Below are 14301 nucleotides of genomic sequence, written 5' to 3' on the forward strand. Positions count from 1 at the left end.
TAGATAACTGACAATAAGGATTAAGAGTAGGAGTAAAATTAATGAGCGATTTAAAAAGAGAACAACGAAAAAATGAGCATGTTGAAATAGCGATGGCACAACAAGATGCTTCAATTTCAGATTTTGATGAAATGAGGTTTGTCCATCATTCGATTCCAAATATTGATGTCGCTGATGTGAACTTGCAAAGTGAATTACAGGATTTCACAATGAAACAACCGATTTACATCAATGCGATGACAGGTGGCAGTGAATGGACTAAAAATATAAATGAAAAATTGGCAATTATTGCTAGAGAAACTGGAATGGCAATGGCAGTAGGTTCGACTCATGCTGCTTTGAGAAATGCAAAGATGAGTTCTTCATTTAGTGTAGTTAGAGATGCCAATCCAGAAGGTATGATATTTAGTAATGTTGGTGCAGATGTTCCTGTAGACAAAGCTGAAGAAGCTGTGAAATTACTAGATGCTCAAGCATTACAAGTACATGTGAATTCACCGCAAGAATTAGTTATGCCAGAAGGGAACAGGGTATTCTCTACATGGATGGAGAATTTAGCACAAATCATACAACGTGTTAAAGTTCCTGTTATTGTAAAAGAAGTTGGATTTGGCATGAGTAAAGAGATGATAAAGGCGTTAAATGAAATCGGCGTACGTTATATTGACGTAAGTGGCAGAGGCGGCACAAACTTTGTTGATATTGAGAATGAACGTCGCGAATATAAAGATATGGACTACCTTGGGCAATGGGGTCAAACTACCGTAGAATCATTGTTAGAATCTACTGCGTTCCAACAAGACATGAACTTCTTTGCTAGTGGTGGTGTGAGAACACCATTAGATGCTGTGAAATGTTTAGCACTTGGTGCACGAGCAGTAGGTATGTCGCGTCCATTTTTAAATCAAGTTGAGAATAATGGGATAACAGCCACACTAGACTATGCAGAACAATTCACTGACCATATGAAGAAAATAATGACAATGTTAAATGCCCAATCTATAGACGAATTAAAGCAAGCACAAATTGTTTATGGTCCAAGGCTACATGCTTGGATTGAACAAAGAAATTTAGATATTAAATAAATCAATTGCAATAATAATTTAAACAAGCGCTTAAATGTCTTTTGTCAAAGTCATCTAAGCGCTTGTTATTTACTTTCAGTTCATGATATGTCTCTCAATGATAAGTTCGATGTTTGGAGATAATCATATGTACGAAGCATCATATTGTGTTTCATACGCCATGTTACATACGCCATGTTAAATCTGGATTGTCCATCTCGGATTTCTTCATTCTTGAAACATATGGGTTTCCTTTGACGGTAAATCTTAATGGTTTAGTTGTCCATTCTCCTTTGTTAGGAATACCAATACGTGCACTTTCTTCAATGCGTTGAGGATATTTACGATTTTTAGTATCGATGAGTAAACGTCCTTCATTCAAACGAGAACCATCCAAATATCGTGGAATGTTAAAAGCTTTTGTCCATTTACCAGGACCATTCGTTATTTCAAAACCTGTTTTGCCTCGACGTTTTGCCATGATTTCGATACCTTCTTCAGGTTCGACAGCTCTAATTAATACACCTTCAGGAATACCTTCTTGCTGTGTAACAAAATTTATTAATAAATGCGTATGCATGACATGTGCATAGATTGTACCACCATTTTTATACAAAGATTCAACTTTTGGAGTACGTTTACCTTTATATCCATGGGCAGCTTGATCTTTTGTGCCTACATAAGCTTCAGTTTCTACAATATATCCCGTTAATATTTGTTGTTCATCATGAAAAATAATGCGCACGCCGAGTAAATCACGAGCGATTGTAATGGTGTCCCTATGTATAAAATCCATGAAAACTTTACCTCCATTGTTTGTTACTTATAAAATAATTTTAAAACTAGTATATATAAAAAATTATGTTATCAAAAACAAAATATTTTGATACACTATATATTGTAAGGGTACTTGTTTAGTAAGTATAAATGTATCAAAGATTTGCTCTTAAACAAAGCCCTAAGGGAGATTATATTTTAATAGGAGGGAGTAGCATATGGAGAGAAAAATTGGTTTTGGTCAAGCGCTTAAACTGTTTTGGAAACAGTATGTAAATTTTAAAGGTAGAGCGCGCCGCAGTGAATATTGGTTTATGGCGTTATGGCATCTGATATTCATGGTTCCCGTATTTATATTATACATTATTGGATTAGTTATTATGGTTTCTGGTTTTTCTGTGGAATCAGATGGCGTGGGTGCTTTCGGTTTAATCTTAATGATTATTATGGGGATTATATTATTCGTATATGCTTTAGCAACGTTAATTCCTAATTATGCATTATACATACGTCGTTTCCATGATACTGGTAGATCGATGTTAATACCACTTATATTTTTAGGTGTATATATAGTCACTTATTCAATTATAATAGCATTTAATTTTACTGATCCTTATTATGAAAAAGCGTCTACAATTATTATCGCGATTTTAATTTATTTATTATATCTAGGTATGGGTATTTATAATCTCGTTATTTGTTGTTTAGATAGCGAAAGAAAAACGAATAAATATGGACAAAGCCATAAATATAGTAGTTTTTATCAAACTAAGCAAAATAAAAACAACAGCAACGCACCTGCGGATGATGACATTGTAGTTGAATCATCAAATTCTGAGCAGCGTTTTAAACATTTAAGTGAGCGAGAAGATAAATAATCGTAGCTTGAAATGAATAGAATAATGTGAATTTTAATAAAATATTAACTGTCGAACTGGATTTAACCGTTTCGACAGTTTTTTTGTTAGAACTTTGTCTTTGAAATAAAGTTTTGTTAGCAGATTTTTATTAGAGATTAAAACTGAGGTGCACACTTTGCGTGAGAAATTGCTACAACGAATTGTTTTTGGATTGTGCGAGTCACACAGAAATTAGCAACTTTACAACTTTAAAATAGCTCATATTTTTTGAGTCACTTAGTCATTCAATTTCATTTATGTCTAAACCTTAAATATAACTATAGGATGGATAGGATTTACCTAATAAATCATGGAGTGATTGATATCGTTTAAATAAACGTTCGTATTGTTCTACCTTTTCTGGATCAGGCTGTTTGCTATAGTAAATAGGTTGTTTCATTGCGACGACAGTATTCTCTAAGGAATCATATGCACCACCGACAAATGCGCCTAACATTGCTGCACCTAATGCAGTAGCGTTGCTAGCGTCGATGACAACAATAGGTTTATTTAACACATTAGCGTATATATCAATTAATAACTCACTTTTCATAGGAATTCCACCAGCTGCATAGACAGTATGAATGTCGATTTGATTGTTTTCAAATTGTTGCATGATCATTTTCGTACCAAATGCTGTTGCTTCAATATAAGCTCTATGAATCATTTCATAAGGAGTAGTTAATGTAAGCCCGATTACACTACCGGTTAAGTGGCTATCACTTAAGATACTACGATTTCCATTATGCCAATCCAATACTGTAACATGTTGTTTTGTTATATCAATTTTTGATGCGAGTATTTCAAGTTGTTCTAATACGCTTATATCTTGGGCTTGTGCTTCATCTACAATTTCCTTTGGTGCTAAATTTGCTGAGTAGTTAAATAAGTCACCTACTGCAGGTTGACCAGCTTCATATGCGTACATACCTGGAATAATAGCATCTTTTACTGAACCGGTAATTGCAGGTATGGGTACTTGTTTAGTATCTAATACTAAATGACATGTGCTTGTGCCTATAACTGAAGTGAATGCGCCTTCTTCAATAGCGCCCACGCCAAGTACACCTGAATGTGCGTCAATGATAAAGGGAGAAACTTGGACGTTACTTGCTAAGTCCCATAGTTGTTGGAATGCTGATGTGAGACAACCGGCACTTTCGCCAATGTTAATTACAGGTGCTTCACATTTTTCTTTAATTATTGTTGGCAACTCGCTATCAACTGCTTTAAAAAAGTTGTAGTTAAAGCCATCTTGTTCATTATAAAATCCTTTAAATCCAATGCCACAATTTGATCTTGTATTGTTACCAGTTAACAAACTAACAAGGTAATCTCCTGCTTCCATAATATAGCTTGCACGTTCTAGTATTTCTGGTGCGTGTTTTTTTACTTCTAATATCTTTGGTATCATCCATTCGCTATTTACATTATGCCCATAATACTGTATCCAAGATGGATCATGTTGTTCACTTACTTCCTTCATTAGTGTAGCTTCGTCTTGCGCGCCATGATGTTTCCATAGTTTGACATATGCATGTGGATTATCTTTTAAATCGTTATGGTTATGTAAAGGCTCAAACTGATCATCCAAGAAAACGATTGTACAGCTTGTGAAATCAATGCCGATACCAATGACCTCATCTCGATTGACTTGACTTTCCTCTAGTACATGTTTTACGCCATGTTTAAGAATGTCGACATAATCATCTGCATGCTGTAAAAAATAATGATGAGGAAGCTCTTGTCCATTTAGTGTTTCAGAAATTGTACCGTGACTGTATGTTTTAATATAGCTTGAAACAATATTACCATTTGTAGTATCCACTAAAAATACGCGTCCAGATGAAGTACCATAGTCGATGCCTATACTGTATGTCATAATTGAACTACCTCCTACGCTATAATTAGAAAACTATTTAAGCTAATGATAGCGATTACAATTACTGATGTAAAGTAGAGCAAACTAATGTATGATGACAGGTTATATAATTCAGATTAATACAATAGTAGGTTCTATAGATAATACAACTATTAATTTAATATGTATTTTAAATAATGTCGTGGTATGATCGTGTTATACATAATGAGGAGAGGGGATGAATACATGTTAACGATAAACCATGTAACAAAGAAATATAAAGACTTTGTTGCAGTAAATGATATTTCGTTGTCGTTAGATGAAGGAAAGATGCTAGGCTTTCTAGGGCGTAATGGTGCAGGAAAGACGACAACATTTCGAATGATTTTGGGATTGACGCCAGTTACAGAGGGCCATATATTGTATAATAATCAAATTATTGATAAAAATTTATATGACCGAATTGGATATTTACCTGAAGAAAGAGGACTTCATCCAAAGATGAAGGTCGAAGATGAATTACGTTATTTGGCGAGTTTAAAAGGCATGAAAAATAAAGCGATTAATAAAGAAATTGATTATTGGCTCGATAGATTCGATATTGAACAAAATAGGGAAAAGAAAATTGAATCATTATCAAAAGGTAATCAACAAAAAATTCAATTATTAGCAAGTATGTTACACAGACCAGAATTATTAATATTAGATGAACCGTTTAGTGGTTTGGATCCAGTGAATGTGGAATTGTTAAAATCTGCTGTTAATGACTTAAATAAAGATGGTACGACAATTATTTATAGCTCACATCGAATGGAACATGTTGAGGAATTATGTGATGATGTTTGCATTTTAAATAAAGGAGAATTAGTAGTTTCAGGACCAATAGATCAAGTAAAATCAAATCATGGTAATAAAAAGGTGATTATTGAAACTGATAAAGCATTAGATGATTTACAGAATATTAACGGTGTACTAGATTGTAATAGGACGAAGCGAAATATTGAGTTAACGATCAATGATGAAGCTACTGCTGAAGTGATTTATCAGCAAGTTATTCAACACGGATACGTACGACGTTTTCAAGTTGTAGAGCCATCATTGAATGAGATATTTATTGATAAAGTAGGTGATTTAAATGGATAAATTTTGGTCAACATTTAAATTAACTTATAAAAATAAAGTAACAACGAAATCATTTCAAATTTTTACAATAATAGTTATCGTATTGATTCTTGCAGCAGCAAATATAAATAAAATTATTGATTTGTTTGATCATGGTAGCGATAAAGTAGGAATTGTTACAGATAACAAGCAAATTTATAAACTTATTGATCAGCAAAGTAAACAACTAGATGATGATGCACAGTATGTAAAGGTTACTGAACAAACTGCAAAATCTGAAATAAAAAAAGATAAGTTAGACAAAGCTTATGTCATCACAATTTCAGATGATCAAAAAATTAAAGGTAAGATTATGAGTAAAGACAGTGTGTCTACAGATGATAAACAACAACTGTCAGCCGTGTTATCTACAATACAAACACAATTAACAGCAGCAAATCTTAATTTGTCAGCAAATGAATTAAAGCAACTACAAGCTCAAAGTAAGGTGACTTCCGAAGTTGTTGATAATACCAATGCACAATCTGATTTAACTGAGGCTCAAAAAGGATTCAACATGATTATCGTATATGCTGGTGTAATGTTGATGTTCTTTATCGTTATTAATTACGCAGGGCAAGTTGCTATGGAAATTGCTACAGAAAAGACATCACGTGTTATTGAAATGATAATTACCAGTGTGTCTCCTGTAACGCATATTTTAGCGAAGATTTTTGGAGTAATCGCAGTAGCATTAACACAAATTGCGATATTCTTCATAGTTGGTTTAATTAGTTTCTTCGTATTTGATATAAGAAAAATGTTAAAAGGCTTTAAAATTGAACCAAATGATTTAACGGCACAACTAATTACAGTAGGTATCATTTCGTTATTATTAGGTATATTGTCATATATTATATTAGCAGCAATTCTGGGGTCGATTACGGCAAGAATCGAAGATATAAACCAAGCGTTAATGCCAATGACATTACTGAGTATGATAGGGTTTTATATTGCACTATTTAGTGTTATGAATCCAGATACTTTATTAGTTAAAATAGCTAGCTTTATTCCATTGATTTCTCCTTTTGTGATGTTTGTGAGGGCAGCGACACCTGAAGTTGCCTTGTGGGAAATCATTGTGAGTATTATTTTATCTGTAGTGACGATTATCATTTTATTATGGATTGCAGTACGTAGTTATAAAGACACTATTTTAAGCTTTGATAAAGGTTTTATACAGGCATTTAAACGAATTGCTAATAAGAGATAAACTAGAATAGCTAGGAAGTATAAGGCTATCTTACAAATTATAAATATTGAGATAGCCTTTTGTATGCGATTAAGGTTATAGAAAGACTAAAAGTAGATAATCAGTTATATGTAAAACTTATTAAATAACTATGAAATTGGAATTTATATAGAGATGATTTCATAAAAATTATAAAATTCTAACAAACTATAACATTTTTTGTTATAGTTTGTTAGAATTTACGATTAGTATAGATAAATATATGAACAAATTGTTACAATGTATTTAAGTAATCAATATAAGGAGAGTACCAAACAATCACTCAATTGTAGTTGAAAGTATAAATAACTTAGTATTAGCGATTCGAAAGGGAATGTGAATCTGAGTGATGTGCATTAAAGTATTCATGGGACTATTATGTAATATTATTTCAATTGAAGTACAACAATTAAGTGGAATTTTAAGTGGAATTTGTCGAAACTTGTTTTAGTGAAACAGTTAATTGCCTACGTACACACTATACCCCATAGTATGAGTGTCGTTGAAGGCTACATTTGTAATTGATGTTTTTATTCATGATAAAGCCAAAGTAGTTAATAGTATCTTTGGTTTGAAAGGGAGTAATTGATGATGTTTGCAAAAGTAGAAAGCCAAAGTAATGGAATTGATTTAATCAAAATAGATAATGAAGAAACTAAAATTGTATTTACAAATTATGGTGCACGCATTGTCTCATGGAAATTTGATGATAATAATATCGTGTTAGGCAATGTTGTCGAAGCTGATGAATTTTATCAGGAAAATCCATTCAACTTCGGTGCAACTATTGGCCGATATGGTGGAAGAATTGCCGATGCAACCTTTGAATTGGATGGTAAGACTTATCACTTAGACAAAAATAACAATAACCATAATATACATGGTGGTCCAAAGGGATTAGATACACAATTTTTCGATTATGAAGTAATAGAGCAAGTAGGGCAAATTAAGATTGTCTTTACTACAACAATAAAATCGGAAAACGATCATTTTCCTGGAGATATTGATTTAGAAATCATACATACTTATGACATTGACCATAAATGGACGATTGAGTACAAAGCAACAGCTACAGAAAAAACATTGTTTAATCCAATGAACCATGTATATTTTAATTTAAATAGAGATAATAATGTGATTGATAATCATTGTATTAGTAGTTCTAAGTTAGATATGTATCTATTAGATGAAGAAAATATTGTTGCAAGTTTAGAACCAGTAGATTTGATACATAAATTTGGCTCTGAAAGTATTCAATTTAAAGATATCTTTAATAGTGAAGATGGTGTGATTCAAGAACAAATGTCTCGCTACGGTGGCATCGATCATCCATTTGACATTGGAAATAATGAAATGACTGTCGAGAATAAACATTTTCTATTGAAAGTTCAGACAGATATGCCTAATGTAGTTATATTTACTTTCAATGATACAACAAGTTGGGAAAGTGACTTTAATATTTATAAAGCACATTCTGGATTCACACTTGAAACACAATGTATACCAAACGATATAAATTTATTAGGCGAAGAAGCGCCATCAATTATAGAAGCGGGACAACCTTATTATTCTAAAACATCTTATAAGATTTTTGAAAAAGGAAAAGAACAATAGATTACAATAATTAAATATTTTTAAAGCATAAAACCACCAATCCATTAGCTGATTGCTCAGGTATTGGTGGTTTTTAATATTATTGTTATTATTTTGTTGCTTTTGCTTCTGCTCTTGATAGGAACTTTTCAAGTTTTGCTTTCCGCTTTTCAGTTAAGTATGGATTGTTAATTGCGTATTTTAAACGTGTGATGTTAAATTTATCGTTGTAATAAATATCATTTAATTCATGAACTGATAGGGCAGTTTCTGGCTCTGCTGTTTTAATAAGTTTTAAATTGGATGTTTCATGTACAAAGCCTTCTTGAATCACACGAAAGTAAAATCCAGTCTTACAAGATTGTGACATTCTTTTAGCTAAATCTTTAATTTGATACTTTTCTTGTATTTTCCAACAAGGTTCTCGTATTTCGGAAACTTCAAGTATGGCTTCACCTAGCTGATATTGATTTCCGAAACAAACATCTTGCTCATCTAAATCTATAGCGGTTAGATTTTCTCCGAACATTGCATAGTTCGGTAATTCTGAGAGGTCATCTGCCCAAAGTCTGTAATTTTTCTTGCTATAAAGACAAACAGCTTTATCTGGACCGCCGTGATCTTTATACTCTTGTTCATCTTCGACAAACCCAGTTTTAGTTAAATACATTTCCCCTTTGAATTTAACTTTATCTAGTGCTGAACGCATTGGTCTTTTCTTACTATATGGTAAGTCTTGAACTTTACCAGTAGCAATCGCATTTAAGGCATATATCATTTGTGCCACTCCCCCGAATATATGATTAATTACTATAATTTTAAAGCAATCGCATTATAATGAAAAGTAAAGGTTTATATATCTTGAATTTTATTTTTTAACTAGGTATTTTTAATAAACTCATGTACAATAAAAATAAAAGTACTGTGAGTAGAGGGGAAGCATTATGGATAAGAAACAGCTGAAAATAAGTACATTTAATGATGCATTAGACCAGATTAAAGACGGTATGATACTAGGCATAGGTTCAGGCTCAACAATTGAGTTACTTGTCCCAAAAATAGCAGAAAAGCTTGAGCGAGAACAAATTAATATTACGGGAGTGTGTACATCTAATAAGACTGCATTTATTGCTAAGGAATTAGGGATGCATGTGGTAGATGTTAACGATGTTGAACATATTGATTTAGCAATTGACGGGGCTGACGAGGTCGATCCTAATTTGAATCTTATAAAGGGTGGCGGTGGTGCACTCTTTAGAGAAAAGGTTATTGATGCCATGGCAAAAAGATTTGTTGTCCTTGTAGATGATTCTAAGCTAGTTTCATACTTAGGAGAAACTTTCAAACTTCCTGTTGAGGTGGATAAATTCAATTGGTTGTTAATAGCTAAGGAAATAGAGCGTAGTAAGGGTGTAACGGCAATTAGACGTATGGTTGACGATGTTCCTTTTATTACAGATAATGGCAATTACATATTAGACTTAGTATTGAATAAGGATATTGAACCGTTTGCAATGCATGAATATTTGATTCATTTAATTGGTGTATTGGAAACTGGATATTTCTTGGATGTAACAGATCAAGTTATTGTGGGGACCCCTTCAGGTGTTCAAGTGAAAAATAAATAGTTTCTAATTTATGGTAATGATTTGCATTAAGTAAATAAGAGGCAGGCTTCAATTATTTGAGGACTGCCTTTTTTTTATTTGATAATTGTGTAATTTGTATTATGTATTATAAATTATATTGCTCGCTTACCTAGGGGGCTGGGTCGAGCCTTGGTCTCGACACGCATCCTGCTCCCTCAGGTGTCTCGCAAATAATACAGTGAAATTATAAGCAGTAAATTATCAAGTCAACGATTTTAATATAATTCAATTTCCAAACACACGCCAGTATACTAGGTGAAAGGAGATATTCTATTTATCTTTCTAATTCGTATTGCTCGCTTACCTAATATGATGAAGAAGAAATGATATAACACATACGCTGACTTCTTACACTACGTTCAATAGTTCTTCTGGTATTTACTTCTAAGATAAAAAATAAGACACATACGCATAATATAATAGAAACTACTATATTAACGATGTGTCTTATATATTGAATGTAATATGGTTTAAACACGAGAAACTTAATGTTTAACGTCTATGTCCACGTTTGCTTTTTAAATTGAAGCTAGAGCGTTCGTTATGAGTGCTTTCTTCATCAGTAGAATCATCAGTAGATGATGTTTCAGACGATTGTTCATCTTGGGCAATTGAAGCTTGTGCTTCACTTACAGCAGATGATTTACGATCTGATTTATAACGCGCACTTTGCTTTAGTTCACCATCATGTTGTTCATCATCATGATTTGCTCTCTCAGTTGTTGTTTCAACAGCACTCTGTGTCTTACTTTGTTGCGTCTCTGTTGTACTTTCAGGATAAACGATTTCATCAGCATCTTTAGTTGACTGTATTTCAGGTTGTTCTGTTTGTTGTGATTCATCCTCTGGTAAAGTGTTGTGAGTAACCTGTTGGTGTGTAGCGCTTTGCTCTGAATTATCAGATTTAATATGATCAGTTTGAGTATCATTTGTTTGCTTGTCAGTTAGCTCGGTATTTTGTTGAGTACCATTTTGAGTATCATTTGTTAAGGCACTATCTTTGTTGTGTGATTGTTGACTATGACTAGCAGTCGCTACTGTAGCTGTATTATCAAGTGATTGCGTATTGTCAGTAGTGTTGTTATTATCTGAATGTTCATTTACATGATCGAGATAATTATTATCGTCTACTTCATCTAAATTACGTTTTGTAAAGAAGTAGAAGAAGATGCGAATAATGTAACTTAAGATGATATAAACTACTGCAACAGCTGCTGTAGAAAAGGCGATTACCTTCATAGAAAATACATAGCCTAATTCTTCATTGAATAAAAATACTAAACCAAATGACATTGCTGCATGGAATAATGTTGCAATATAGATTGTGCGTCCTTTTGTAGAGCGGATTAATTCACCAATAATCATTGAAAATGCAAACGAATATAATAAATTATAAAGTGTATATTCAAATGAAAATGCGATATTAATATTCCATATTGCATACATGATACCAACTAAAATAGATGCGAAAAATGTACTGATTTTAGTTTCAACTATATGTTGTAAATAAGAACGGAAACCAAATTCAACAAAGAACGCCATTAATAATTGACCGATAATCACAGAAAATATTGACACTGACAAATCTTCTGATTGTAATAAGACAAAGCTATCGGCAAAGACATTGAAACTGACCATGGCAATGATAAAGATAGCTAATGGTAATATCAATGCTAATATCAAACGTTCAATTACCTTAAGGCTTAGTGAAAACTTCAAGCCACCTAGTTGTGCACGTTTATGTTTAAACACTGCTATACAGATGATTGCTGCAATAAAAGGTGCGAGCACACTCATTTCAAAGACAAAAGTTTTGAATGGAATTTTACTTTGAAAATCTTTAAGTATAATCGGTAATGCAAAGGCAATGACGTAAAATATAAAAATGCTCATTGCCCATTGAAAACCAGGTATACGTTTTGTATTCATTATGTAACCTCCAGTAGGGTTTCAATTAATTCATTTGTAGTTAATTATACATATTTATCCTAAAGAAATAAATTAAATTCAAGTAAATATCATTGAAATGTAATACTCGGAATGATTAGAAAATGCATTTTTAAATAATGTTAGACTTTAAAATTTAAATAATTAAGAAGTGGGTAAATTATAATTATAAATTGAATTGTAATTAATGTAAGCGTATACTTTAATTGTTCATAGCGATTCAAAAGGAGGAGAACTATGTATAAGTTAGCACAACGTGAATTATGGAAAGGTAGAATTGACAGTGAACAAGATTCTGCTCAATTTAGGCATTTTCAAACAATCCATTTTGGAGATATTAACGAAGCTCCTAGTGGTTCACGTCAGGGCATAGGTATACTAGGCTATGCAGTGGACAAAGGTGTCGAGTTGAATAAGGGGAGAATTGGTGCCAAAGAGGGGCCAAATGCTATAAAGCAAGCATTTGCCAATCTACCAGTTCAAAATACAACACCGATATTTGACTACGGAAATGTCGAGCATAATCATGAAAAACTTGAAGAAACGCAACAAGAATTTGCACATTATGTAGCGAATTCTATTCAACGACACCAACAGACATTTTTATTAGGTGGTGGGCATGATATAGCTTATGCACAATATCTAGGCACGCGACAAGCATACCCTGATGAATCAATTGGTGTCATTAATATTGATGCACATTTTGATACACGTAAAGAATCGGGTTCAACTTCTGGTACAAGCTTTAGACAAATTCTTGAACAAGACGATAATGCTGATTATTTAGTGTTAGGTATTCAACAAGGTGGAAATACACAAGGGTTATTTGATTACGCAGAAGAAAAGGACATCAGTTATGTATATTCTGAAGAACTTTTACATCAAATTTCTCCTCCAATCAAAGATAAAATTGAGAGGTTTGTCCATGATCATGATGTTATAATGTTTACGATTTGTATGGATGTCATTGATAGTGCATTTGCACCAGGAGTGAGCGCTAATGGTGTACTCGGATTGTTTCCACATATTGTCTTAGAACTCTCAAAGCGCATTGTTTCTAATGATAAAGTATCGACTATTAGTATTGCGGAAACGAATCCGAAATATGATATTGATAATAGAACTGCAAAATTATCAGCAAACTTTTTACACCACTTTATTGTGTAATGTCCCAGTAATTTATACATTGGTTTATAAGAGAAAGTACTCGTTCCGAGTGCTTTCTTTTTTGTAAATAATTGATGTATATCGTGCGTCCTAGGTTGGGTTTAATATGAATGACGTCTAAATCTCGTGTGTTAAAGGATTGGAAATATACTTGAGGTATAACTGCGTATCCGAGTCCTTTGTGTACAAAATTTGCTGCCGCTTCAAAGCGATCAACTTCCATGATGACATTAGGTCTAATATTCATACGATTAAAGTAATCATCTAAATGTTTGCGCACTTGAGATCCTTTAGTTGGTAATATCAACGGTAAATCTTCTATTTCAATGGCCTTTATATCTGGAAAGGCATTTTTAGGTGTAATGAGAACATAAGATTCTTTATATAAAGGAATTGATTTTATCGCTTCGTGATTGATAATTTCATTTGTTAGTCCAATATGATTTTCAAAATTTAATAATTGATCAATTGTTTTTGATTGATCGTGTACCTCAGAAACCAAATAAGTTTGATCAGTAAATTGCTTTCTATGAATGGAAATGACTTGTGAAATCCATTGGTTTGAAGACTCTAGAATAGATAGCTTTATTTTAGGTGCATGACTCGTATTTAAATCATACATTTTTTCAATTGTTTGATGATAATGGTGAATTAAACCTTGTGCATAGTTGTAAAATTGAATGCCTTTTTCAGTGATTTTTATTTCCTTGGTTGTACGAATGAATAAGTCGTAGCCTAAATCTGCTTCCATCTTTTTTATGGTCGCAGTCAGTGAAGGTTGGCTAATATGTAAAAAATTAGCTGCTTTAGTAAAACTATTATATTTAACGACAGCAACAAAATATTCTAACTGTATTATTTTCATACTTATCCTCCAAAGTAATAACTACCATTTATAACTTAAAACTATAAATAGGTAGTTTATTTATATTTGTAGTCTATATATTATCAT

The 14301-nt window shown here is 32.6% G+C and carries 12 protein-coding genes; 7 read left to right on the plus strand and 5 right to left on the minus strand.

Annotated elements, in window-relative coordinates; translation table 11 throughout:
* Positions 1–41: 41 nt before the first annotated feature.
* Positions 42–1085, plus strand: coding sequence for a type 2 isopentenyl-diphosphate Delta-isomerase (gene fni, locus JN168_RS02935; protein ID WP_042739332.1), 1044 nt, complete (start codon positions 42–44; stop codon positions 1083–1085).
* 163 nt (positions 1086–1248) lie between these two features.
* Here the strand turns inward: fni and JN168_RS02940 are convergent, their stop codons facing one another.
* The gene (locus JN168_RS02940) at positions 1249–1860 is read right to left on the minus strand and encodes a DNA-3-methyladenine glycosylase (RefSeq protein ID WP_042739333.1); all 612 of its coding nucleotides are present in this window, start codon (positions 1858–1860) and stop codon (positions 1249–1251) included.
* 199 nt (positions 1861–2059) lie between these two features.
* Here JN168_RS02940 and JN168_RS02945 point away from each other — a divergent pair, with 199 nt between their 5' ends.
* Positions 2060–2719 carry a DUF805 domain-containing protein gene (locus tag JN168_RS02945; RefSeq protein ID WP_042739334.1) on the plus strand — a complete coding sequence of 220 codons (660 nt, stop codon included), beginning with the start codon at positions 2060–2062 and terminating at the stop codon, positions 2717–2719.
* A gap of 289 nt (positions 2720–3008) precedes the next feature.
* Here JN168_RS02945 and JN168_RS02950 read toward each other — a convergent pair whose 3' ends face one another.
* Positions 3009–4622 (minus strand): ribulokinase, encoded by a 1614-nt coding sequence (locus JN168_RS02950; protein WP_042739335.1) that lies wholly within the window; start codon positions 4620–4622, stop codon positions 3009–3011.
* A gap of 225 nt (positions 4623–4847) precedes the next feature.
* Here JN168_RS02950 and JN168_RS02955 point away from each other — a divergent pair, with 225 nt between their 5' ends.
* The 3 genes from JN168_RS02955 (at position 4848) to JN168_RS02965 (ending at position 8607) form a co-directional block, all read left to right on the plus strand.
* A complete protein-coding gene (locus JN168_RS02955) occupies positions 4848–5744 on the plus strand; it encodes an ABC transporter ATP-binding protein (protein WP_229366609.1) in 897 nt (298 codons plus the stop codon).
* Entirely contained in the window at positions 5737–6975 is a 1239-nt protein-coding gene (locus tag JN168_RS02960; RefSeq protein WP_107580219.1) for an ABC transporter permease, read from the plus strand. The genes JN168_RS02955 and JN168_RS02960 overlap by 8 nt, the downstream gene beginning before the upstream one ends.
* A gap of 609 nt (positions 6976–7584) precedes the next feature.
* Positions 7585–8607 carry an aldose epimerase family protein gene (locus tag JN168_RS02965; RefSeq protein WP_042739338.1) on the plus strand — a complete coding sequence of 341 codons (1023 nt, stop codon included), beginning with the start codon at positions 7585–7587 and terminating at the stop codon, positions 8605–8607.
* Between the two features lie 88 nt (positions 8608–8695).
* Here the strand turns inward: JN168_RS02965 and JN168_RS02970 are convergent, their stop codons facing one another.
* Positions 8696–9364 (minus strand): MOSC domain-containing protein, encoded by a 669-nt coding sequence (locus tag JN168_RS02970; RefSeq protein WP_279526169.1) that lies wholly within the window; start codon positions 9362–9364, stop codon positions 8696–8698.
* 163 nt (positions 9365–9527) lie between these two features.
* On the opposite strand from JN168_RS02970, the gene JN168_RS02975 reads away from it, so the two are divergent.
* Positions 9528–10214, plus strand: coding sequence for a ribose 5-phosphate isomerase A (locus tag JN168_RS02975; protein ID WP_042739340.1), 687 nt, complete (start codon positions 9528–9530; stop codon positions 10212–10214).
* 513 nt (positions 10215–10727) lie between these two features.
* Here JN168_RS02975 and sdpC read toward each other — a convergent pair.
* Positions 10728–12164: a peptidoglycan release complex CPBP-like subunit SdpC gene (gene sdpC / locus JN168_RS02980; protein WP_042739341.1), complete on the minus strand. Its 1437-nt coding sequence runs from the start codon at positions 12162–12164 to the stop codon at positions 10728–10730.
* A 255-nt stretch (positions 12165–12419) separates the two neighbouring features.
* Between sdpC and hutG the strand changes: the two genes are divergently transcribed.
* Positions 12420–13349 carry a formimidoylglutamase gene (hutG, locus tag JN168_RS02985; RefSeq protein ID WP_107642005.1) on the plus strand — a complete coding sequence of 310 codons (930 nt, stop codon included), beginning with the start codon at positions 12420–12422 and terminating at the stop codon, positions 13347–13349.
* Here the strand turns inward: hutG and JN168_RS02990 are convergent.
* The gene (locus JN168_RS02990) at positions 13339–14214 is read right to left on the minus strand and encodes a LysR family transcriptional regulator (protein ID WP_042739343.1); all 876 of its coding nucleotides are present in this window, start codon (positions 14212–14214) and stop codon (positions 13339–13341) included. The two genes, hutG and JN168_RS02990, sit on opposite strands and share 11 nt — an antisense overlap.
* Positions 14215–14301 lie beyond the last annotated feature (87 nt).

The organism is Staphylococcus gallinarum (assembly GCF_029774255.1).
Taxonomy (GTDB): Bacteria; Bacillota; Bacilli; order Staphylococcales; family Staphylococcaceae; genus Staphylococcus; species Staphylococcus gallinarum.